This is a genomic window from Ferrimicrobium sp., assembly GCF_027319265.1.
In the GTDB taxonomy this organism is placed as follows: domain Bacteria; phylum Actinomycetota; class Acidimicrobiia; order Acidimicrobiales; family Acidimicrobiaceae; genus Ferrimicrobium.
Genome location: NZ_DAHVNP010000063.1, coordinates 46,765 through 69,292, shown reverse-complemented (window position 1 = coordinate 69,292; position 22,528 = coordinate 46,765). Strand labels below are relative to the sequence as shown.

20 protein-coding genes and 1 pseudogene are annotated in these 22,528 nt (G+C 59.5%); 11 read left to right on the top strand and 10 right to left on the bottom strand.

The genetic code is table 11. From position 1 onward, the window contains the following. Positions 1–467: pseudogene (locus tag M7439_RS09355) on the top strand (hypothetical protein); the annotation flags it as partial. A 40-nt stretch (positions 468–507) separates the two neighbouring features. On the opposite strand, the gene M7439_RS09350 reads toward M7439_RS09355, so the two are convergent. The 4 genes from M7439_RS09350 to M7439_RS09335 all read right to left on the bottom strand — a co-directional run bounded on the left by M7439_RS09350 (position 508) and on the right by M7439_RS09335 (position 4,454). Next, positions 508–1,269 (bottom strand): SDR family NAD(P)-dependent oxidoreductase, encoded by a 762-nt coding sequence (locus M7439_RS09350; RefSeq protein WP_298347748.1) that lies wholly within the window; start codon positions 1,267–1,269, stop codon positions 508–510. Between the two features lie 83 nt (positions 1,270–1,352). After that, positions 1,353–2,288, bottom strand: a complete 936-nt coding sequence (locus M7439_RS09345) for a hypothetical protein (RefSeq protein WP_298347746.1) — start codon at positions 2,286–2,288, stop codon at positions 1,353–1,355. A gap of 50 nt (positions 2,289–2,338) precedes the next feature. Further along, complete coding sequence (locus M7439_RS09340; RefSeq protein ID WP_298347744.1) at positions 2,339–3,046, bottom strand: exonuclease domain-containing protein; 708 nt, start codon at positions 3,044–3,046, stop codon at positions 2,339–2,341. A 34-nt stretch (positions 3,047–3,080) separates the two neighbouring features. Then, positions 3,081–4,454 (bottom strand): tryptophanase, encoded by a 1,374-nt coding sequence (locus tag M7439_RS09335; RefSeq protein ID WP_298347742.1) that lies wholly within the window; start codon positions 4,452–4,454, stop codon positions 3,081–3,083. Between the two features lie 85 nt (positions 4,455–4,539). Between M7439_RS09335 and M7439_RS09330 the strand changes: the two genes are divergently transcribed. The 3 genes from M7439_RS09330 (at position 4,540) to M7439_RS09320 (ending at position 7,522) form a co-directional block, all read left to right on the top strand. Next, positions 4,540–5,886, top strand: coding sequence for an AarF/ABC1/UbiB kinase family protein (locus M7439_RS09330; RefSeq protein WP_298347740.1), 1,347 nt, complete (start codon positions 4,540–4,542; stop codon positions 5,884–5,886). A gap of 157 nt (positions 5,887–6,043) precedes the next feature. Next, positions 6,044–6,466: an Hsp20/alpha crystallin family protein gene (locus tag M7439_RS09325; RefSeq protein ID WP_298347737.1), complete on the top strand. Its 423-nt coding sequence runs from the start codon at positions 6,044–6,046 to the stop codon at positions 6,464–6,466. A 108-nt stretch (positions 6,467–6,574) separates the two neighbouring features. Beyond that, positions 6,575–7,522, top strand: coding sequence for a TIGR01777 family oxidoreductase (locus M7439_RS09320; RefSeq protein WP_298347735.1), 948 nt, complete (start codon positions 6,575–6,577; stop codon positions 7,520–7,522). Here M7439_RS09320 and M7439_RS09315 read toward each other — a convergent pair. Continuing rightward, positions 7,519–8,154 carry an FMN-binding negative transcriptional regulator gene (locus M7439_RS09315; protein ID WP_298347733.1) on the bottom strand — a complete coding sequence of 212 codons (636 nt, stop codon included), beginning with the start codon at positions 8,152–8,154 and terminating at the stop codon, positions 7,519–7,521. The two genes, M7439_RS09320 and M7439_RS09315, sit on opposite strands and share 4 nt — an antisense overlap. A 104-nt stretch (positions 8,155–8,258) precedes the next feature. Between M7439_RS09315 and M7439_RS09310 the strand changes: the two genes are divergently transcribed. Continuing rightward, entirely contained in the window at positions 8,259–9,032 is a 774-nt protein-coding gene (locus tag M7439_RS09310) for an alpha/beta fold hydrolase (protein WP_298347732.1), read from the top strand. A gap of 28 nt (positions 9,033–9,060) precedes the next feature. Here M7439_RS09310 and M7439_RS09305 read toward each other — a convergent pair whose 3' ends face one another. Beyond that, on the bottom strand, positions 9,061–12,927 hold the full coding sequence (locus M7439_RS09305; RefSeq protein ID WP_298347730.1) for a multifunctional oxoglutarate decarboxylase/oxoglutarate dehydrogenase thiamine pyrophosphate-binding subunit/dihydrolipoyllysine-residue succinyltransferase subunit: 3,867 nt from the start codon (positions 12,925–12,927) through the stop codon (positions 9,061–9,063). A 180-nt stretch (positions 12,928–13,107) separates the two neighbouring features. Between M7439_RS09305 and M7439_RS09300 the strand changes: the two genes are divergently transcribed. Then, positions 13,108–14,358 carry an EAL domain-containing protein gene (locus M7439_RS09300; RefSeq protein WP_298347728.1) on the top strand — a complete coding sequence of 417 codons (1,251 nt, stop codon included), beginning with the start codon at positions 13,108–13,110 and terminating at the stop codon, positions 14,356–14,358. A gap of 27 nt (positions 14,359–14,385) precedes the next feature. On the opposite strand, the gene M7439_RS09295 is transcribed toward M7439_RS09300, so the two are convergent. After that, complete coding sequence (locus tag M7439_RS09295; RefSeq protein WP_298347726.1) at positions 14,386–14,889, bottom strand: shikimate kinase; 504 nt, start codon at positions 14,887–14,889, stop codon at positions 14,386–14,388. A gap of 495 nt (positions 14,890–15,384) precedes the next feature. Between M7439_RS09295 and M7439_RS09290 the strand changes: the two genes are divergently transcribed. From M7439_RS09290 to M7439_RS09280, 3 genes are all read left to right on the top strand, one after another. Further along, positions 15,385–15,561: a DUF1059 domain-containing protein gene (locus M7439_RS09290; RefSeq protein WP_298347724.1), complete on the top strand. Its 177-nt coding sequence runs from the start codon at positions 15,385–15,387 to the stop codon at positions 15,559–15,561. 277 nt (positions 15,562–15,838) lie between these two features. Then, complete coding sequence (gene fabZ, locus M7439_RS09285) at positions 15,839–16,270, top strand: 3-hydroxyacyl-ACP dehydratase FabZ (protein ID WP_298347722.1); 432 nt, start codon at positions 15,839–15,841, stop codon at positions 16,268–16,270. Between the two features lies 1 nt (position 16,271). Beyond that, positions 16,272–17,039, top strand: coding sequence for an exodeoxyribonuclease III (locus M7439_RS09280; protein WP_298347720.1), 768 nt, complete (start codon positions 16,272–16,274; stop codon positions 17,037–17,039). Here the strand turns inward: M7439_RS09280 and M7439_RS09275 are convergent. From M7439_RS09275 to M7439_RS09265, 3 genes are read right to left on the bottom strand one after another with little or no spacing between them, the layout of a single operon-like run. Further along, positions 17,036–18,886 carry an ATP-dependent helicase gene (locus tag M7439_RS09275; protein ID WP_298347719.1) on the bottom strand — a complete coding sequence of 617 codons (1,851 nt, stop codon included), beginning with the start codon at positions 18,884–18,886 and terminating at the stop codon, positions 17,036–17,038. The two genes, M7439_RS09280 and M7439_RS09275, sit on opposite strands and share 4 nt — an antisense overlap. Positions 18,887–18,889: 3 nt before the next feature. After that, positions 18,890–20,245: a hypothetical protein gene (locus tag M7439_RS09270; RefSeq protein WP_298347717.1), complete on the bottom strand. Its 1,356-nt coding sequence runs from the start codon at positions 20,243–20,245 to the stop codon at positions 18,890–18,892. Between the two features lie 36 nt (positions 20,246–20,281). Next, complete coding sequence (locus tag M7439_RS09265) at positions 20,282–21,499, bottom strand: ATP-grasp domain-containing protein (RefSeq protein WP_298347716.1); 1,218 nt, start codon at positions 21,497–21,499, stop codon at positions 20,282–20,284. Positions 21,500–21,616: 117 nt separating this feature from the next. Here M7439_RS09265 and M7439_RS09260 point away from each other — a divergent pair, with 117 nt between their 5' ends. Next, complete coding sequence (locus M7439_RS09260; RefSeq protein ID WP_298347715.1) at positions 21,617–22,234, top strand: NifU family protein; 618 nt, start codon at positions 21,617–21,619, stop codon at positions 22,232–22,234. 154 nt (positions 22,235–22,388) lie between these two features. After that, positions 22,389–22,511: a hypothetical protein gene (locus M7439_RS09255; protein WP_298347713.1), complete on the top strand. Its 123-nt coding sequence runs from the start codon at positions 22,389–22,391 to the stop codon at positions 22,509–22,511. The last annotated feature ends 17 nt before the right edge of the window (positions 22,512–22,528 follow it).

The window sequence follows — 22,528 nt, the reverse complement described above, 5'->3', positions numbered from 1 at the left end:
AGGGATCGGCCTACTCGAAGGGCTTCACCGGACTCACCGGTGCTCACCCACTCGCCGCGCCAGTCGTCGGCATCGCCTCAACCCCGAACGGCAACGGGTACTGGCTCCTTGAGGCCAATGGCACCGTCCTCTCCTTTGGGGCAGCTCATGACTATGGAGATATCAGCCAGACAACGACGGTGCGATCCAAGTTCGTCGGCATCGTCGCCTCGCCAACGGGAGATGGGTACACCCTGTTGACCGCCGATGGGGCTACCTATGGCTTTGGCGATGCACCCTCGGCGGGTTCGGTACAGGCGAACCCCTTGGCGGTGGCTATCATTCGTGGTCCCAACGGTGCCGGCTACAGCATCATCCTCTCGAATGGCCAGGTGGTCGGTTTTGATGGAGGCCCGAGCTCTCCGGCACTCGGTTCCACGACGACAGGTCATGGGGCGCCGATCATCGGTGGTACGGCGGTCAGCTGACCTGAGTGTGGTCGAGAGCAATTGCTCGTCGATCTCTCGACTAGTACGGGATACGCCTGACGAGGACGCGCGGAAGATGGCGATAGATCATCATGATCGGTCGCAGAATACGGGGGCTCCATACGATGGTGGTGTGTTGGGTGATGCCACGGATGATATCATCGGCCACACGTTCCGGTGTGGTACTCAGCGGGGGTGTTGGCCGTCCTTTGGTCATCACAGTGGTGACAAAGCCTGGTCGGACGACCAAGACCTGTACCGTTGGGTGGAGGCGATCAGCGAGACCGAGGGCAAATCCGTCGAGGCCTGCCTTGGCAGCGCCGTAGAGGTAATTTGAGCGTCGCACCTGTTCGCCCGCTACCGAGGAGAGCACGATGATGAGCCCGTACCCCTGTGTCTGTAGTCGATTGGCGCAATGGGTCAACGCCATCGCTGGTCCAGTGAAGTTAACGGTGATGGAGTGGGCTACCTTAGCTGGTTCCTGCTCGTCCTCTGACTGCATGCCAAGCCAGCCAGCGCCCATGATGACGGCATCGAGGGGTTGAACACTCGCTAGTGCTTCGCTGATGCGGTGATCGAGGGTCGTCGTGTCGGCAAGGTCAAGGTGTCGTGTCTCGACAACCAGCGTTGGGTAGGCCGCAAGGAGTTCGGTACTTGTCTGTGTCATCGATTGTGGGTGTGGTCCAAGGAGGAGGACCGAGCGTAGTGATGCGGCCCCAAGTCGTCCCAGGAGGGCACGTACGATCTCGGACCCCCCTCCGATGACGAGCACGTGTTGAGGTAGCCCGTGGTTATCGAGCATCTTCGTCTCTGGTGGGGCGTGGATCGGCGAAAGTAGGGGGGCCCAACTCGTGGTGGGGAGAGGGAGGGATGACAAATGGCCAGCTAAGCACGGTTATCCAAGTCGAAGTTCGCCTCTGCGCAGTCGTATGCATCGTCGATGACGCGATGTGGGCGCACGAGCGAAAAGAGCCCGTCGGTTGCACTCGCGACAAGTGGCGGAGCGATCTGTGAGAGCGCGACGCCGATCACGATCAGATACGTGATGCGGAGGTCGGTGGCGTGGCCAAAGACGATCGGGATAATCGCGAGGGCGAGGATGGGTGGACTCTCGATCTCGCGTTTGGTGACGAGAATGAGGGCAAGGGTCAGCGTGATGAGCACCACGAAGTTGGAGTTGAGGTTGATGAAGAGGAGGATGGTCAACTCGATGGCCCCAAGGATCGCTAGCGCGGTCCAGGTGAGTTGGCGGACTCCGCGCCCCTTGGGGGCGTTGGCGTTTTCGACGGTCGCAACGAAGAGAGGCGGCAAGACCGCTAGCGGAGAATGTACGATCCAGACGGCTAGCACCATCACACCCAGGGAGCCGACGATGATGATCGTCGATCGGAGGTTGACGGGGATTGGCGATGAAGGACCGAGGCCTGGGCGCTCGGTGATGACGATGAAGAGAATTGGGATCCCCATGAAAATGATGACTGCCAGGACGTAGAGGGGCGAGATGAGATGGAGGTAGACGGGGAGGAGGCCGGCTGAGAGCGCAGGATAGGCAGGGACACGGAAAAACAGCACGGCCCCAAGGATGACCGCCAAGGTGATGACGATCTGGGCGATCAGATTCAGGGGGAGGTAGCGAGTGATCTCGACTCCGAGAAAGGCAGCCCCGCAGATCACGAGGTAGAAGGGGATGGGACCCCGGCGCCATTCATCGATACGGAAGAAGATCAGACCGGTCGAGACGGCACCGACCTCGGGGACCACCATGGTCTGTTGGTGGAAAATGGTCACGGCGCTCACCATGAAGGCTACGGCGATGAGCACGCAGAGACCTCGGAGCCAATGACCCTCCCACCAGTCGGTGGACAGGCGGCTCACGATGATCGAGGGGTGGTGTCGATGGGCCACGCCTTGGGAATGGTGATAGGTCCACCCTGGTGTTCACGACGGTAGTCATTCAAGTTACGGAGCCATTTGATGTGTTCGCGTTCCTGGAGTGCCATGAGGCTTGGGCCATCCATCGTAACGATGCGAGGGTAGGCATCGAGTTGTCGGCGCGCTACCTCGACGGTGGCGTGGGCATCACCGAGGGCATTATGCGCGTTGTTGAGTTCAACGCCATAGAATTCGCAGAGGGCGTCGAGCTGTCGCGAACCGCGCCGGGGGGCACTAAAGACGCGGTCAATGACGTAGATGTCGAGCACTGGGCCCTGCCAGCCGACGTTATGAAGCCCCTTGCCGAAGTGCCGACGGAGTTGGGCGTCGATGATGCTGAGGTCGAAAGAGACGTTCATTCCAATCAGTAGCCAGCCTTGGCGACCTGCTTTGACGAGATCGTTGCCGATATGTCTGAGGGCCTCCGCGAGGGGCTGGCCCTCACGCGCAGCCTGTTCATCCGAGATGCCATGCTTTGCGGTCGCCTCCGGTGCGATAGGTCGCGTCGGTGCCACGAGGCTATAGTCGTCACTGATGCCATCCTGGCTCCACCAGGAGAGGGCATAGGAGACCGGCTCATCGTCGGTGAGCGAGAGACCGGTGGTTTCGAGATCGAAGCCGAGAAGATTGGTGGTGTCGAGCATCATGTCCTTTCGTGCCTAGATGGTTGGGCAGCGCATGCTAGACCAGTGGCGCAAACTGGGCAGTGAAGTGCCTGAGCGCAGGTGGCTCCTTGACGATGCGATAACCCCTGAGGTTGGGAGCAATGTTGAGCACCTCGGCACACACCTCAACGACATAGTCGATGTGGCTCTGGGTATAGGTACGCCTCGGAATAGCGAGGCGTACTAGCTCAAGAGCGCTAGGATGCTCGCTGCCATCAGGAGCACGCCCAAACATGACCGAGCCGATCTCGCAGCCACGGACACCACCGAGTTCATAGAGCGCGATCGCCAGTGCTTGTCCAGGATACGCAAGAGCAGGGATATGAGGGAGCAGACGTCGGGCATCGAGATAGATGGCGTGGCCGCCACTTGGCCTCACGACAGGGAAGTCCATCTCTTCTAAGGCATCGCCGAGGTAGGCGGTGGATGCGATTCGGTAGTGGAGATAGTCGTGGGATACTGCTTCACGTAGTCCCTGCGCGATCGCCTCTAAATCCCTGCCGGCAAGGCCTCCATAGGTCGGGAAGCCCTCGGTGAGGATGAGCATCGTTCGTGCCTGATCAGCGATCGCAGGGTCGTTGGTGGCCAGCCAGCCTCCAATATTTGCCATCGGATCTTTCTTGGCGCTCATGGTCATGCCGTCAGCGTAGGAGTACATCTCCCGTACGATCTCGGTGACGGACTTGGTGGCATAACCCGGCTCACGCAGCCGAATGAACCAGGCGTTTTCGGCGAAACGGCACGAGTCTAGATAGAGTGGGACCCCAAAAGTTCGGCAAAGCGTGCTGGCGGCGCGGATATTCTCCATGGAGACCGGTTGTCCGCCTCCAGAGTTGTTGGTCACGGTCAGGATAACCGCAGGGATGTCAGTGGCCCGCTTGGCCAGGAGCGCTTCGAGCGCCGAGAGGTTGATGTTGCCTTTGAAGGGTGCCTCGAGTTCGGGGTCGAGCCCTTCGGGGCACAAGAGATCGATGGCTTGGGCGCCGGTGTATTCCACGTTAGCCCGAGTGGTATCGAAGTGCGTGTTCGCAGGGACGATCTTGTTTGGCCCACCCAGTACCGAGAAGAGGATGCGTTCGGCGGCACGTCCCTGATGGGTTGGGATGATGTGGGGAAAACCAAAGAGTTCCTGCACCGCACTCTCGAAGATCTCCCATGATGGAGATCCGGCATAGGACTCGTCACCGTGCTGGATCGCTGCCCATTGGTCGCGACTCATCGCGCCGGTTCCTGAGTCGGTGAGCAGGTCAATCATCACGTTACGCGCAGGCAACTGGAAGAGGTTGTAGTGGGCGACACGGATCGCCTCTTGGCGCTGTTCTCTGGTTGTCATCGGGATCGGTTCGACCGAGTGGATGCGAAATGGTTCGATGATCGTCTGATAGGCCATGGAAGGATTCTAGGTCACCTTCGTTCTTCCTCCAAGCCTGGCGCACGAGGAATCAGTGCTCTTGATCTGGCGTAGGCTGACGGGTATGGGTTTCAACGTACGTCGTGGGTATCGTTCATCCTCGATGATTCTTGGATTAGCAACGCGCAACGCGTTACGTCGGTTACGGGTGCGGCTCACACCCGCGTCGGGGCGTGAGGTCGCACTCCGCAACGCCCGTATGGCGACCGCCGCCGACGTTCGGGCACAGTTTGCGAACACCCGCGGACTGATGACCAAGCTTGCCCAGATGGCGGGGTATCTCGATGCTGAGGTCGACCCCGATCTCCGTGCTGCGCTGGCGAGTTTCCAGCGGGATGCGCCGACGATGGAGTTTGCCCTGGCGGAGGCGACCATCCTCGCCGAGATTCCTGACTTCTATCGTCTTGTCAAGGAGGTCGATCCGCTTCCCGTCGCCAGCGCCTCGATCGGACAGGTTCACCGCGGTCGGTTACGCTCTGGCGAGGAGATCGCGATCAAGGTCCAGTTTCCTGATGCGGCCGCACTGATTGGCGCAGATCTTGACAACGCTGGGCTCGTAGCTGGTGCATTGAAGTTGCTCTTTCCGTCGATGGCGACGGGTGAGATGGCCGATGAGCTGGTCCTGCGGTTGGAGGAGGAGTTGGATTACACCAACGAGGCACGACGGACACAGACTTTTGCTGATTACTATCAGGACCATCCTTTCATCGTGGTTCCGCGTGTCAACTTCGCGCTCTCCTCTCCTCATGTGCTGGTAACCCAGTACCTGCATGGCAGGTCCTTTGAGGAGGTGCTGAGCGAACCGCAGTCGGTACGGGATGCCTATGGCGAGGTGCTCTTTCGTTTCGTTTTTCGCAGCCTCTATCGGCTCCGACTCTTCAATGGTGATCCGCACCCAGGTAACTACCTCTTTCTCAAGGACGGTCGCATTGGCTTCTTGGACTTCGGATTTACCAAGGAGTTCACCCAAGCGGAGATTGAACTCTTTGAGTCGATGATTCAGGCGATGGTGCTCGACCGGGATAAGCCACGTTTTGCCAAAATCGTCTATGCAGCTGGACTCGTCACCAAGGACGATCTCGATCCAGAGGCGATTGCCGACTTCTTCCGGGATTTCTATGACATCGTCGCCGATGATCGTGTGTTTTCGGTGACGAGTGCCTACGCGAGTGCTTTGCTACGACACACCTTTGATCATAGCCATCCCGTCGCTAAGTACTTGAATGTCCCCCGCGCATTCGTGGTCCTCCAGCGCATCAACCTCGGGCTGTATGCACTGCTTGGCTATCTTGGGGCAACGGCGAACTGGCGCGCGATAGCGAGCGAGATCTGGCCATTCGTGGCGGCGCCGCCGACGACGCCGATCGGCGAGGCGGAACAGCCATGGTTACAGCGGCATCCCCCGCAGTAGTGACAAAGATTGTCTCACGACTTAAGAAACCTAACCATAATCTATCGCAAAACTTGAGTGTGAACGACTAAGGAAATCTGGTATACTCGGGAATAGATGCTGCGATGCCAGCATTGATAGGAGTGAGCAGTGGTGCTGCTCTTGATAAAGGAGGTTCATGATGGTTATGCGTATTGATCCTTACCGGGAGTTCGATCGGATGTTCCAGTCGCTTGTGCAACGAGATACGAGGGCGGCAATGCCGGTCGATGCATTTCGAGTCAACGATACCTATGTCGTGCAGTTCGATCTTCCTGGGATCGACCCACAGGGACTCGAGGTGACGGTGGAGCGCAATGTCTTGACAGTTCGTGCCAACCGTGAGATCAAGCACGATGATCACGAACAGATGGTAGTGGCCGAGCGCTTTAGTGGTTCGCTGGAGCGGTCTTTGTATCTCGGGTCTGATCTGGATCCGCAGGGCGTGGTAGCCGATTACGCCGACGGCGTGTTAACGGTGTCGATCCCCGTCCACGAGGCGGCGAAACCGCGACGGATTGCGGTGAACCATCAGCAGGCGACGACCGCGATCGCGGGCTAAGGAGAGTCCTTGCAATGCTCCGGCCCGCCAATGGGTGGGCCGGAGGAATGTTTAGTCGTTCGGTGCTGCTGTAGAGTGAGACGGATGCGATAACGAAGGATGTGCGCGATGCGGATTGGACTGACAGGAAGCCACGGGTTGATCGGATCAGCCCTTGTAAGCGCGCTCGTCGAGAGTGGCCACGAGGTGACGGCGATCGAGCGACGGGGTTCCTCCGAGCGACGGGGCGCCGACATGCACCAGACGCAGTCTGATGAGAGTATTCCCACTCCCTTCTTTGACCCCGATGGTGGCGAGGGAGATCTTCGCGCTCTGGAGGGTTATGATACGCTGATCCACCTGGCAGGTGCGCCAATTGGTGAGCATCGCTGGGACGCGCGGGTTCGCTCTCGTATCTATGCCTCGCGGGTCTATGGGACTCGCTCGCTCGTGGAGGCGCTCAAGACCCTTGAGCAACCTCCTGCCACGCTGCTCTTTGCGTCGGCTTCGGGCATCTATGGAGACCGGGGGAGCACAATGCTGACGGAGGAGTCAGAACCCGGGAAAGGCTTCCTCGCAAAGGTGGTCGCTGACTGGGAGTCTGAGGCGCGCATGGGAGAGTCGATCGCCAAACGGGTGGTGCTGTTGCGCACCGGGTTGGTCCTTGATGCGAAGGGTGGTCTGCTCGGGCGTCTTTTGCCACTCTTCAAGCTTGGCCTCGGTGGCCGCCTCGCTACTGGCGAGCAGTACATGAGCTGGATTACGCTCACCGATGAGGTTCGAGCGATCCAGTACTGTCTCGACCACGAGACGGTGCGAGGACCGGTGAACCTCGTCGCCCCAAACCCGGTCACCAACCGGGAGTTCACCAAGGTGCTCGCCGGAGTTCTCGGTCGTCCGGCGATCTTTACGGTACCTGCGCCCGCGTTAGAACTCGTGCTTGGCAAGGAGATGGCGCGCGAACTCGCTCTCGTCTCTCAGCGCATTACCCCTAGCGTCCTCGAAGCCTCGGGATTCTCGTTCTCCTCTACCCAGCTTGAGGAGGCGATGAGGGGGCTCATCGCCGCGACCCGTTAGCCTTCTTGCTCCTTTAAGAGCTCCTGCATCCGGGTGGCTAGGGTGGTTTGACCGAGCTGACTGAAGGAAGAGATGACCGCCTCGCGATCTTCGATCGGTTTGTTCTGAGAGAGTTTGCGGATGCCGCGCAGCTCGCTGACCGTGATGGTGAAACCAACGATGGCCTTGAGCTGGTTGTGGATGTAGTCTTGCGGACTCCGATCGGGGCTCCAACCAGTCGGGGCGGGAGGTTCAAAACGCGCCGTGAGTGTCGTGACTAACCCCAGCAATTCTTGTGCATCGTCGAAGAACTCCACCGAGCCGGTCGCCTCAACCCGTGAGTAGTTCCAGGTCGGCACGTGCTGTTGGTTTGCGGCGGTGCTCTGATACCATCTCGGTGACACATAGCCATGTTCGGCACGAAAGACGGCCATCGCCGCAAACTCAGGTCGTGATTGGCGCCACTGGGGGTTAGTGCGAGTGAGGTGCCCCTTGATCAGTAGCTCTTCTCTTTCGCGCATCACGAGTAGGGGCAGGGCAGTGGTCATTGGTCCCGTAGGGCCAACGGTGATCAGATCTCCAAAGGGATACTCCTCGGCCATTGCGAGGAGCGTCGGTACGTTATCGGTGTAAAAGATTCTTGCTGGCGACATGCCATCACTCTAGCCAAATTCCCCTGACCAAGGCGCGGTCCCCGCTGGTACCTGCACTTCTGTTTCTTGGGTGGATCCCCAGGCCATCCAATAGGATGGGTGCTATGCCCCCTAGACGATCAATTCACGTAGAGATTCTGAATCAGGACGCATCTGCCCCTCGGGTGGTGACCATCCATGGTGCAATGGATCGAGGCAACTCTTTTCGTGCGCTCGCTAAGTTGCTTCCCTCGATCGAGGTGGTCATCTGGGATCGGGCGGGCTATGCGCATTCGATCGATGTTGCACCGGCTGGGGCTGAGGACCATTTGGCGGATCTTGTTGGGATTCTCGATGACAAGCCAGCGCTCGTCTTTGGCCACTCTCTCGGAGGGACCTATGCACTGTGGCTGGCATCGCTAGGGCATCCTAATCTCCTTGGCGTATCGACCTTCGAGTCTCCGCTTCCGGGAGGCGCTTGGTGGGGAAAGGGCTGGGACATCGATCCCCATGACGCCGCCTTAGGCCGAGTCCCTCCCGAACGATCCGAGGCGGTGGCCGAGAGATTCCTGCGACGGATGATCTCCGACGCGACTTGGGAGCTCCTGCCAGAACGCACCAAGGCTTTGCGACGGGCTGAGGGAGCGGCCTTTATTCTTGAGCTGGGGCAACTCGTCGATGGAGCAGTGCGCTTTGACCTCGATGCTATTAAGACCGACGTGGTCGCTGGAATCTCCTCGCGTCCCTCCAGCCATCATCAGTTGGGGTTGGCCAGACTTGTAACGGCGACTGAAGCCACTACCTATTGCGTGCGCAACTCGCGCCACGGGGCTCACCTGACCAGTCCAGACGCGCTTGTTGAGGTCTTGGGCCAGCAATTAAAAATCCAGGACCGTTAAAGGACTTACGGGTAGATCCGTTGACCTGCTAGTTCAGCGGCTTGGAGACGGCTCGCTCGAGGATGTCGCTCTGTTCGAGGGCGTGCATCGCTGCTGACCCGGTGGCTGGTGATCCGGTTGCAACACGGGAGACGTGGACCAGGGTCAGTCGGTGTGCACCGGCGCGGTGCAGTCGCGCGTGGGCAAAAGGCCAGGCACCCATGTTCTCTGGCTCCTCCTGTAACCAGACGAGCTCGGTCGCTGATGGATAGCTCTCGATCAACTCGGTGATCTCGCGCTCTGGCCAGGGGTAGAGCTGCTCGACGCGCACAACGGCGGTAGGAACTGAGGTGGTACGGTCCCGCTGAGCGAGGGCTTCGTAGCCGATCTTGCCCGAACAGAGAACGATGCGCCGAACATCGAAGCGGCCAGCGGAGTCCTGCAGCCAATGCGGATCGTCTACTAATGGTTGGAAGGATCCGCTGGTGAACGCCTCGACTGGGCTGCGCGATTGCTTGGCCCGCAGCAAGGACTTTGGCGTGAGGATGATCAACGGTCGCTGGTTGGTCCGCTCGACCTGGGCTCGCAGCAGGTGGAACAGCTGCGCTGCGTTGGTCGGGTTAGCGATCGTCATATTCGGCCCCGCTGCCAGGGAGAGGAAGCGCTCAAGCCTGGCCGAGGAGTGTTCCGGACCCTGTCCTTCGTACCCATGCGGCAACATCAGCGTCAGACCTGACTCCTGTTTCCACTTGTCGTGGGCAGCGGCAATGAACTGGTCGATCACGATCTGGGCACCGTTGGCAAAGTCGCCGAACTGCGCCTCCCAGATGGTGAGTGCCTTCTGGTGGATCAAGGAGTAGCCGTACTCAAACGCCATGGCTGCGTACTCGGAGAGCGAGGAGTCGTAGATCATGAAGCGACCAGGCGAAGTGCCATCGGTTGGCGCCTCGGCGTCATCGCGTATCGCGGCGAGGGGTTGGTAGGTGGCACCAGTCTCGTAGTCATACAGGGCAGCGTGGCGGTGCGAGAAGGTCCCACGCCGCGAGTCTTGGCCGGAGAGACGCACGTCATGCCCATCGAGCATGATCGTAGCGAAGGCGAAGGCCTCTCCAAGGGCCCAGTCGACCTCACCTTCGGCATAGAGCTCTGCGCGAGCCTGGAACTGCTTTGCCAGTTTGGGGTGCAGCGTGAAACCTTCCGGGGTGCGGTTAAGGATCTCTACGACATAGTCGAGACGCTCCTTGATCACCCCTGTCGAGACGGTCTGTACCGCGACGTTTTGGGGTGGTGGTGCCGGCAGATTGGTAGGTTTGGGCGGTGCCGCCTCTCGAGTCTCTACCAGCGCCTGCTGAAGTCGTGCGAGATAGGCGTCGAGAGCCTGTTCGCCCTCCTCCACGGTGATAGCTTTGGATCGTACGAGGCGTTCAAGGTAGAGCTTGCGCACTGAGGGCTGCGTATCAATAACCCGGTACATCACCGGCTGGGTGTAGCTAGGCTCGTCGCCCTCGTTATGCCCATGGCGTCGATAGCAGACCATATCGACCACGATGTCTTTGTGGAAGGCTTCCCGATAGTCCATGGCGATCTGCGCAGCTCTAAGCACCGCTTCGGGATCGTCGCCGTTGACGTGGATGATCGGGGCCTGAATCATCTTGGCGATGTCGCTGGCATAGACAGAGGATCGTGCTTCGTTGGGGTTGGTTGTGAAACCTACCTGGTTGTTGATGACCAGGTGAATCGTTCCACCTGTTCGATAGCCGGGGAGTTGTGAGAGGTTGAGTGTCTCGGCAACCACTCCCTGTCCGGCAAATGAGGCATCTCCGTGTACGAGAATACCGAGGACGGCGAACTCGAAGAGATTGCCTCGAAGATCTTGGGTGGCACGCACCATCCCCTCGACGACGCCGTCGACGGCTTCGAGGTGTGAGGGGTTTGAGGCGAGAGTGATGGGCACTGCGGTGCCGTCGGGGGTGTAGTAGGTGCCCTCGAAACCCTTGTGATACTTGACGTCGCCAGAGCCCTGGACCGATGTTGGGTCCAGGTTGCCCTCGAACTCCTCAAAGATCATGCGATAGGACTTGCCAACGATGTTCGCAAGTACGTTGAGCCGACCACGGTGGGCCATGCCGAGTATGGCAGAGGTGATGGAGGCGCGTACTCCCTGATTGAGAACCTCAGTGAGGAAGACGATGGCACTCTCCGCACCCTCGAGTCCAAAGCGCTTTTGACCGATGTAGCGAGTAGAGAGGAACTTTTCAAACGCCTCAGCATCGTTGAGGGTGGTGAGGATGCGGAGCTGATCTTCCTTGGAGAGGTTCGGATGAACCCCTTCAACGCGGTTTTGTATCCAATGCTTCTCTTCGGGGTTCTGGATATGCATGTACTCATAACCGATTGAGCCACAGTAGCTATCGCGAAGGAGCTGCAGGATCTCTGCGAGGCTTGACTCGGTCGTGCCCGCGAGACCATCGGTGAGAAATACACGGCTGAGATCCCAGAGGGTGAGTCCGTAGGTCTCTGGGTCTAGCTCCGGGCTCATCGTAGGCTTGACGAGATTGAGTGGATCCAGGTGAGCCAGGAGGTGACCGCGTACGCGGTAGTTGTTGATCAACGTCTGCACATGGATCTGCTTCTCGGCGCGCTCCGATGCGTCCCCAGTCAGGGATCCATGGTCTGGGGACCAGACCGCCGGTGGATAGGCGACATCGAGGGAGGAGAAGATGTCCTGATAGAAGTGCTCCTTGCCCTCAAGGAGTGCGGCGACGTCGGCCAGGAACTGACCGGACTCGGCCCCTTGGATGATGCGATGATCGTAGGTTGAGGTGAGGGTAACGGTCTTGGAGATTCCAAGCTCACCTAGGGTGCGGGGATCGGCGGCGCCGAACTCGACTGGATAGCCAATGGCACCAACGCCGATGATGGCGCCCTGCCCATTCATCAATCGTGGAATCGAGTGTTCGGTTCCGATCGTCCCGGGATTCGTGATGCTGACGGATGCTCCTTGGAAATCGTCGACCGTGGCTCGGTTCTCGCGGACCTTGGCGATCAGCTGATCGTAGGCGCTGAGAAACGCAACGAACGTTTTGGATTCGATGTTCTTTAAAACTGGTACCATCAGTGTTCGTTGCCCATCACGTCGTACGATATCGACTGCGACGCCGAGGTTGACGTGTTCGAAGGTCCGGATCGAGGCCGCAGTCCCATCAGTTGCGGGCACGAAGCTCGCGTTCATTCTGGGGTGTTTGGTGAGTGACTTGATGATGGCCCAGGTGATCAGGTGGCCAAAGCTGACCTTCGGGCGGCCCTCACGGCTCAGTTGGTTGTTGATGATGGATCGGTTGATTTCGAGTGCCTTCGCGGGTATCACGCGCACGCTCGTTGCGGTTGGCAAGGTGAGCGATTGATCCATGTTGCGCGCGAGGGCGAGGGCGGCTCCGCGGAGTGGACTCAAGGTGGCGTCGTCGACACTCTCTGGAGAGACTGGCTTGTCCACGGGCGACGTAGCTGGGGTAGCTGCGGTAGCTGCGGTGCGCGTCGGTGTGGTGCCATCTGTCGGCGAAGAGGTTTGAAGGTTGCCATTTGTCGCTGGTTGCATCGGGCGTACTGGTGCTGCTGGACTCGTGGGGGCTGCTGGACTCGTGGGTGCTGGACTCCGAGCGATATCGTCAGGCGCTACGGTGGTGGTGGTTGCTGGTGTGGCCCCGGTGGGGTTGGCAGCAGCTGCATGGCCGTTGCGGCCCTCGGTGGCAACCGCGTCGGTCACGGTAGAATTGGCGAACCTTGGTGCAATGTTTCGGCTCTTGAAGTATTGTTGCCAACTTGGTGGCACCGATTCAGGGTTGTCACGGTAGTGGTCGAGCATCTCCTCGACGAGCCAGTCATTGGGTCCAAAGTCAGTTTCAAAGGTATCTGCCACGCCTTATAAGTCTAGTCATCTTTGCCGGTCGAAGAAAACTCGATGCAGCTGCGACCGGTGGCGCAAGGCGACGACAGTTGGCAAAGGTTCGAGGGGCTGGGGTTGGGTCTACCTCGAACCTCGTTGGGATTGCTCCTGGCGCGTGTCAAGTATTTGACGCCATGCGTCGAAGTTCTAGGAATGGGTAATGGAAGACCACGTTTTGGTGTGATCGAAGGTACGGATACCGTTCAGAGCATCGAAACCACGCGACAGGATGTTCTTCAATTGCGCGAGTATGTCCGCACAATTTTGAGTGGCCAGCGTTCCTTTGAGATGCGGTTCCAATCGATCGCGAATGTCTTTGGGCCGAGAGTCGTGGGTTACGAGATGCTCACTCGTTTTGATGTTCCCGCGAAGATCACACCCGATCAGATCTTCCTCGAGGCAGATGCGATCGGGCTCGGCGCCGAATTAGAGGCTCTGATTCTCGCGCGGGCCCTCAAGGAGCGTCGTCGTGTACCCCGTGACTGTTTTGTCACGGTAAACGTCAGCCCACATCTGCTCGGTCAACCGATCCTGCGGAGGGTCTTCGATCGGGATCTGAGCGGTATCGTCGTAGAGCTCACCGAACACGTCCGTGTGCTCGATGTGGAGGCACTGCGCGACTCGCTGACATGGTTGCGTGCGCGTGGTGCGCTCATAGCGATGGATGACGCTGGATCAGGGTATGCCGGACTGCAGATGATCACGCAGGTCCGTCCAGATATCGTCAAGCTCGACCGGGAATTGGTGAGCGATATCGATACCGACGAGGTGAAGGCACTCATGTGCGCCTCCTTCGGCGATTTCGTGGGACGGCTCGACGGCTGGCTGTTGGCGGAGGGGGTCGAGACCCAAGCGGAGTTGGCCCGCGTGGTGCAGATCGGTGTGCCGTTGGTGCAGGGATGGGTGATTGGTCGCCCGGCACGACAGCCAGAACCCTTACGGGCCGACCTCGCTGAATGGTTGCGCTCCTATCACGACTCACGTCGCGCCCGGGTCGATTGCCTCTCGATGCTGATGGATCCCGTTCTGGTCAAGGCCGAGACACTCGTCGAGTCCAGCCCGACCTCGCCGGTGGATAGGGCGACGAGTCCCGTCGCTGCTGGTGATACCTGCGAAAAGCTCGCAGTCTGTGTCGTCGGGCGCAATCATGAGCTTGTTCGCGTGCTCGTTCCTGATCTGGGCGGATGGCGCGTATTGGTCACACCCATGGTGGCCCATCCGGAGGAGGGGATTCGAGAGGTAGCGGTGCGGGCGATCAATCGTCCGGTAGCTACTCGTTTCGATCCCATCGTCTGCGTTGGTGAGCAACGCGAGCCTGTTGGCATCATCCGGATGGAGCGGATTATCAGTTTTCTCGCTGATGTCTTCTCGGCCGGAGGTTCGGCAATGGAGGGTGTCTGTTAATCTGTGCCGCTCAGGCCTCAGCGTACGTCATGTTCGTTCGGCTTGGTAGAGCTTGGGGAGGAGGGCGATGAGTCGAGTCAGGGTACTCTGCGGTGTCTCACCCTCTTGTTCACGCAGCGTCAGCGAGGCCACCGATCGATAGATGGCGATCCGCGTCTCGAGTAGGGTTTGGAGATCTCCGCTGCGAGCGAGAGGGCGATCGGCGGTGGCTCCGATACGCCTGATGGCGGTCGTTGCACCGATCTCGAGGTAGATGATGTAGGTAGACCTGAGGAGCTCCTGGGTGTCCTCATGCATGATCGCGCCTCCTCCCAGTGCGAGGACGGTGGAACGCTGGGCGGCTACGGTCGCGATGACGTGGTGTTCGAGTTCGCGAAAGTTGGGTTCCCCCATTGTGGTAAAGAGGGCGGCGATGCTTTGGCTAGTCGCCTCCTCGATCAGGGTGTCGCTGTCGTAGAAGGCCGTCCCCAGATGGTCTGCGAGGAGGCGACCCAGTGTGCTCTTGCCAGCACCCATGAAACCAATGAGCACGATCTGGGGCCAATCTGGTGATTCCTTGTTGTTTGTAATCGTTATCGTTCTCCGCTGTCAGTGAATCATCGTGTAGGAGCCTAACGCCAAGTACGCAAACGATGATCATTTGCAGCTGGCTCGTTGTCGGGACGATCTTCGTGGTGTTGCCCCGTGGTGTTGATGGTGTGTCCTATGGATGACGACGCTACTTGCATGCAAACGATTGGCTCTTGCGAGGGTTCATGTTGGCGACCATTGCTACCTCGCTCGGTGTGGTAGGGCCTCGTGAAGCCCGCATGCGCCAAGGTTGGCTGCGCTCCTTTTTTGCGCTTCGCTCGCGCTCGTCAATAGATCACCAGGCGTTCTATAGGCGGCAGTCCATGGGTCGGTTGGCGGGTGAGCACCGCGGGGTGTTTGGGTCGAAAAACGATTAAGGGAATCAGCAAGTGTACCGAAGCTTTGGTAGACCTCGACCGAGGTCTGTGGGTTCCCAAGATGGAGGATGTCGACGCGATGAAACGGTTCGCATGTGGAGATGTGGTAGCGGGTTGTAACTGGACGATGCAGGTGGCTGATGAAGGAGAGTTGATGTCCCTGATCGCCGATCATGTGGCCGAGGCCCACGGCATTACCACCATCGATGATGAACTCGTGGCAGTCGTACGCGAGCATATCCAGCTGGTGAGCTAAGACTTCGCGCGCACATCCAGCCCAGAACTGGTCTGCCTGCTTCGGTGACTGGCGGGTGATCACGCTATGCGTTCGCCCTGACACATGCCCTGCGTAGAGGCTCACTTCATGCGACGCCGTGCTCGCTGACGGGTGGGAGCATAGTCGTTGCCACTAGGGTATCTTGGCGATAGGTTCGGTGGCCATGGTGAGGACGTTCGATTGAGTAGAGGCAGAACCCTCTCGATCAGGTGCGATGACCGATGGTGATGGCTGGTGGGAGAGGGAGAGATCGGTTATGACGTCCTATGATCCTCGGGAGTTCATCCCGCATCGTCCGCCGTTCTTGCTTGTTGACCAGATCACCGATCTCGATCCTGGTTCCTCGGGTCGTGGGATCTACCGTATCCCCACTGATCTCGCGGTGCTCGCTGGCCATTTCCCAGGTAACCCCGTCTTGCCTGGCGTGTACCAGGTGGAGGCGATTGCTCAGCTTGGTGCTGCCGTGGTGCTCAGTGATGAGCGCTATGCGGGGTCGCTGCCTCTCTTTGGGGGTATTGATCGCGCCCGATTTCGGAGAGTGGTACGGCCTGGCGATCTGCTGGAGCTGACGATTGAGATGACGAGCCTCTCGGCACGCGCCGGCAAGGGCCAGGGCCGCGCCACGGTAGAGGGTGAGCTATGTGCCGAGGTGGGCCTGTTCTTTATCATCGCTCCTGCTGGATCCTAAGATGCGGTTCGCAACCTGGAACGTGAATTCACTCCGAGCTCGACGTGAGTTGGTTGCTCAGTGGCTCCGTGAGCAGCAACCCGATATCCTTTGCCTGCAAGAGACCAAGGTGAAGGATGCGGAGTTCCCGGAAGATCTCTTCGCAGAGGTCAACTATCACGTTGCCCACTGGGGCGTTTCGGCTTGGAATGGGGTTGCTTTGGTCACCCGTGAACCAGTCGAGCAGCTTGGCCTCGGGATCGTTGACGATGCAGAAGAGGCGCGCTGCATCACCGGAATCGTTGGGGGTATCAGAGTATTCTCGGTCTATGTTCCTAATGGTCGCTCTCTCGATGACCCCCACTATGTCTACAAGTTGGAGTGGCTCGAGTTACTTCGCCAACGCGTCGCGGAGGAGCTACAGCGGGGTCCAGTGATCATCGCTGGGGATTTCAATATCGCCCCTACCGATGCAGATGTCTATGACCCAGCCGCTCTCGAGGGCGCCACTCACGTGAGTGAACCCGAACGGATGGCCCTGCAGCGGCTGCTCGATCTCGGGTTGGTCGATTGTGGGGCGAGGCAGCCCTCCGATGAACCCAGCTTCACGTGGTGGGACTATCGTCAGGGAGCCTTTCGGCGTGGCATGGGTATGCGGATTGATCTGGTTCTGGCGTCGGAGTCACTGCAGCAGAGAGTGCGTTCCGTGGCGGTCGATCGAGCAGCGCGCGCTGCGACCAAGCCATCGGATCACGCACCGCTGGTGGTGGAGTTCGAGGATCACGACTAGGGAACCCGAAGGAACTCTCCCCAGAGACGGTCGATGAGCTCAGGCGACTCCCTGACGAGCGGGGTACTCACGAGGGCGGCGACCGATTCCCTATCGGAGGGACGAAGGCGCGCGAGTCTGCGAACGTCGGCGTCTGAGAGGACGAGATAGGAGGCCAACTGACGCTCCTTGGCGACGGTTACACGCCAACGGTCCAATCGGGTTGCGATGGAGGGGTGGGCCTGCGAGTGGGGGATTCGTGTGTGGGGCTTCACCTCTGCGGAGTCGAGATGGGCGAGTAGGGTCGACGGTCCGCGACTGGGTTTTGACCAACTGATGGTGAGCGAGTCAGTCGCTCTCGTCATCGCCACATAGAGAAGTCGTCGTTCTTCAGCGAGTGCACTCGAGGAGAGCCCGTGGCGAGAGGGGTAACTCTTCTCGCCAATACCGACAAGGTGCACATGGTACCATTGGAGGCCCTTTGCGCGATGGAAAGTGGTGATGCTCACCGCATCGACTCCCTTGATCTGGAGTCCACGTAGCAGCTCTTCGAGGGCAAGATAATCTGACCTGGGGTCCTGCCGTCGGAGTTCGTTCGCCACTTCAAGCAGTATCCGTAGGTTGGGGGTGCGAGTCGGTGTTGAGGAGAGGAGCGCCTCCTCGACGGTGTCGCAGATCTCTGTGATCTGGAGGCGTTCTGTGCGCGCGCTTCGCATGAGTGCAATCACCTCTGGGGCTGAGGCGAGTGGGGTCAGCCCGAGGACACTGTGGGGGATATCGAAACGGCGAAAGGCCTCCTCGATCGGGGATAGTTGGCGAATGGTTCGCGCGAGGATCGCCATTGAGGAGTAGGGAATGTCGCGATGAGCCAGCTCCACCACTGCCCTGGCGGCACGCAATCCCTCCGCGGCTACCGAGTCCGTCCCGAAGAGACTGGGGAGCTGACCTCCCTGGCGCTGCGCCCGCATGCTGATTCGCCGATCATCACTGGCGACAGGGCTGGCCGCTGCAACGAGCGCGGCGGTGCTGCGATAGTTGGTGGAGAGGGTGAGGTGGGTCAGTGTTGGGATGTGGCTCGAAAGCTGCGTCATCAGCGCCGGATCCGATCCGTTCCAGCCATAGATCGCTTGGTTCGGATCTCCGACGACGGTAAGTCCTGAGAGGTTATTGCCCATCCATCTCTCAATGAAGCGAAGCTGGAGGGGGTTGACGTCTTGAAACTCATCGATGTAGACCCAGCGAGCCTGGAGGCGGAGGGCTTCGCCGACGCCGTCATCGCGTGTGACGAGTTCGGTGGCGATCCGTAGAACATCGGTCAGGTCCATGAGGCGTTGGCGCGCCTTGGCGCGCTCAAGAGCCACGAAGATGGCGATGAGCTCATCAGGGTTTGGCACTGCGATGATGGTTGGGTTGCGCTGGAGACCCTCAGCGTCATGGCCGAGCGCACGAAGGCGCTCGATCTCAGCCATGACGCCACGACGACGAGCCTCGGGGAGGCGCAACCCGAGGTCGGCTAGGAGTGTCGTCGTGTCACCGATGAGATGCGGGAGCGGCCTACCCAGCATCGCTGAACCCTCACGAACCAACCCAAGGGCATGGGAGTGAAAGGTGCCACAGGCCGGTGGTGGTCCGTCGAGGAGTCGATAGAGCCGCCGTGAGACCTCCCATGCGGCGGCCCGCGTGAAACTGATCGCGACCGTTTGGGTACTGCGGTTCGCTTGCGTGGCGATCTGGTAGGCAATTCTGTGAGTGATCACGCGAGTCTTGCCTGAGCCAGCCCCAGCAACGATGAGCACCGGCGCGGCCGCCATGACCGCTTCGCGTTGTTCGGAGCTCAGACCCTCAAGGAGTTGTGCTGGATTTGGCATCGGCTACCGTGGCTGCGCGGGGGCGGCACAGCAGAACCAAGGTTCGCTCATGATGGCGGTGCTCGGTGCACGTACCCGTGCCGTTGGAGCGCTCGGTGTAGACAATCCATTGGCCTCATAGGTTGCGGCGTAGATACGCCGAAACGTTGTGCCAAAGGTATCCTCACCGGCTTGGGCGGCAATCTGGTATAGCCGATCGCGCAGATAGGGTAGGCGCTCATCGCGGTAACGAACGGTGTAGCCCATCACTCGGGCATCGTAGGGGCCAAAATCCGTGTCATTGACTGGTAGCAAGGAGTTGGTCGGCGTGAGCAGTTCGATCGAGTACTGGATCGGTTCAACCACGTCAACTAAGTCGGAGTCGACGATGAAGTCAACGATAGCAACGAGGTCACTCATTGTCGTCCAGGGGGTAAATGGCACGAAGGTCGGATGTAGAGCGATGCCATTGGCATAGAGGAGATCTCTTGCGATTGGCACATCGGCGCCAGTGTGGCCCTTGTCCAGGTGACCGAGCACGTCATCGTTAAGGCTCTCCACGGCGGAGATGACGAAGTTGACGTGACTTGCCGCCAACGTGGGGATGAGGTCGCGGTGACGAAGGATCTCAGCGATTTTGGTGGTGATATCGAAGGTGACCCATGGCGCCTTCTCGGCCAAGGTGGTGAGCACCTTCAATGAGTGCTTGGGAGCGTTGAGAAAGTCCGGATCGCCAAAGCTGAGATGCTGGGCACCCGCTTCGATCTGCGCGAGACCATCCGTGATGACCGCCTCCGCATCGTTGATGGCAATTCTTCCGTTCCAGGTGGCAGCCACCGGGCAGTGAAGGCATCGGTGTCGGCAACCTACCGAGGTCTCGAGATAGCCGGTCACAAGGTCGTGGCCAGCGATGCTGACACTGCGATAGCTATCGAGTGGCATAAGCGGTGTTCGATTGACACGATAGGATCGTCGATTGGTCGCCTTGGCGGTTTGCGTGTGGGCTTGGGTATCGATGAAGGAGGATTGCACCAGCGCAGCAAGCTCGGAGGCGGTCGCTCGGTCCAGCCAGAGGGCCTCCGGTGGACGGTGGAGCGACTCCCGCAGTGCCGTGGCATAGAGCCCGACGACGATCAGCTGACGTTCTGGTTGATCGGGTTCGAGGGCGGCAAGGAGATCCCTGGCGACGAGCGCGCCGGTGAGCATCGGTGCCGTGAGGATGACACGTGTGGCATGGCTCATCGCATCGGCGGCGACCGTCAACGGAACCTTTGACAGGTCGAGAACTTCAAGACGTCCTTCAGGCAACTCCGCTGCGACCTCGGCGGCAAGCTGTGGCTGGTGGCCGAGTTCGTACGTGGAGATGAAGAGTACCGACATGAGACCAGTCTACCGGGCCGCGTTTACTGGATTGGTTTACTGGGTTGAGTCGATCACGATTCTGAGTTGGGCGCTCGCGTCTGCGAGGGTATGTTGCACGCTCGCATGGCTCAGCCCTTCTGCGAAAATAAAGCCGAGATAGCGATCGGTCAACGGCGGTGGATAGACCATGGTCCCTGGGTTGACGGTGATCTCGATACCGGTGACACCGCTGGTTGCGAGCGCCGCCTCGAGACCCCTGACCTCGCGGAAAATACCTCTCGCTGGTGTCGCTATCATGTAGATGCCCACCGACCGGTTCCGACGCCTGATGGGGCTCGTGTCTCCAAGGGCTCGTTGTAAGATGATGTCCTCAAGGCGCTGTCCGTCTCCAAAGCGAATCGCTGCGGAGCAACGGCCGCCGATCGATCGAGGGGCGAGTTCGAGGATGGTTGCATGCCCCTTGGCGAGACGCAATTCAGCGTGGAGAGGGGTGTCCGCCAACCCAAGGGCACGAGCGCCGCGCTCCACTGTGCTCGTGAGTTCGTGCTGCTGGGCCGGTGTGAGCCTGGCTGGCCCGACGTAGGTCGACTCCCAGAAGTACGGGCCTTCACCGATGTCGGGTTTTGCAAAGATCATGAGAACCTCAAGATCCTCACCGTTGAGGATACCTTCGATGGCGAACTCGGGCCCTTCGACGTAGCTCTCGAGGAGCAGCGGCGTGCCCGGGTCGATCACTCCGTTGAGGATCTCCAGATCCTGGCTAAGCGTTGCGCTGTTGACCCGGATGACCCCGCGTGATGCTGTTTCCCGTGGGGGCTTTACGATGAAGCGTTCCCCGAGATCTGCGACGAGGTCATCGATTGCCGCGGTGCCGAGCTGCGAAAGTGCCTCCAGCGTCGTGAAGAGGTGCTTTGGCTGGCTGAGTTCCGCTTCGTCGAGGGCTCTGCGTAAGGAGAGCTTGTCGACGGCACGCTCGACGGCCTGGGCTCGGCCGACGGTGAGGCCGAGTCGATCACTGAGGAGTGCAGCGAGGCGAGTAGAGGGTTCATCGATGCCAATGATGAGCGTCGGTGCGAGGTCGAAGAGTCGGTCGACGAGTTGTGCTAACTCCTCAGCATCTGGTGGCATCGTGCTCACATGAAGACTTGCATCTCCTAGGGGAAGGCTTGCGTCAGTGAGCAAGGTAAGCCGTTGTGTGGTGCGCGCCCCCGCCTGTAAAAAGGCGTCTGCTCGATAGCTCTCGGCTGGCACGACGAGGACGATGTGTTGCATGTGTCTAGAATGGTACTACGAACGATAGTGATTGCGTTCAACACGACGGGTCGGTGCTCATGTGCTTGGCTGTTTCGTCGTGGAGAGACCACTTCAAAGAAGTGAGGAATGGGAGCGATGAGCGATTTTCGGGTAACAGATGCGGCGGTAGGAGTGGTGTTGGAGGCGTTGGCCGACGAGGGCTCGTCTGAGACACTCGCACTTTGGGTCGAGGTCGCTGGTAACGACGGAACATCATTCATGTACGATGTCTATTTCCAGGAGTTAACGCAGGTGGATCCCCAGGACCTACAGCTCCGTTTTGGTGAGCTCAATGTGGTCATTCCTCAAGACTCCATCTCACGACTTGCAGGAGCGACCATGGAGGTCGGCAGCGACGGCGAGCTGGCCATCACGAACCCGAACACCCCAACCCCTGAGGCTACCGACCTACCCGATCTGGGTCCGGACGCACTCGCCAATGACCTCGCCCTGCGGGTTAACGCTATCCTCGAAGAGCAGGTGAATCCAGCGATTGCTGCGCACGGCGGGTATGCCGAGCTCGTGGGAGTCGTTGAAGAGCGTGCCTATGTGTTGATGGGCGGAGGTTGCCAAGGTTGTGGCTTGGCGGCCATGACACTGTCGCAGGGTATCGCCACGGCGATTCAGGATGCAGTTCCAGAGATCATCGACGTCGTTGATGTCACCAACCATGCTGCTGGCAACAATCCCTACTACCAACCTGCCAAGAAATAAGCGATCAGGCAACACGAGGGGGTTGCACGCAGGTTTGGTTGCGGTCGCATACAACTGCAACGCTCCAGCCAGACCTGACGCATGGTACATCGCCTTGTGAGACCGCTGAGCGCGCCAGCAGGCAGAGGTGTCAGCGGGTTCCCAAGCTGAGGCTATGGGGACGAATCGCACCGTGCTGCGTGGGGCGAGGAGTTCACGTCGTGATGAAGAGCCCTTTGCGGGCCGTCTGGAGCCAAGCGCGGTCATCGAGTCTGCCCTTCTCTCTGGCGTCGCTTGATCGCGGCTACCGTGCTG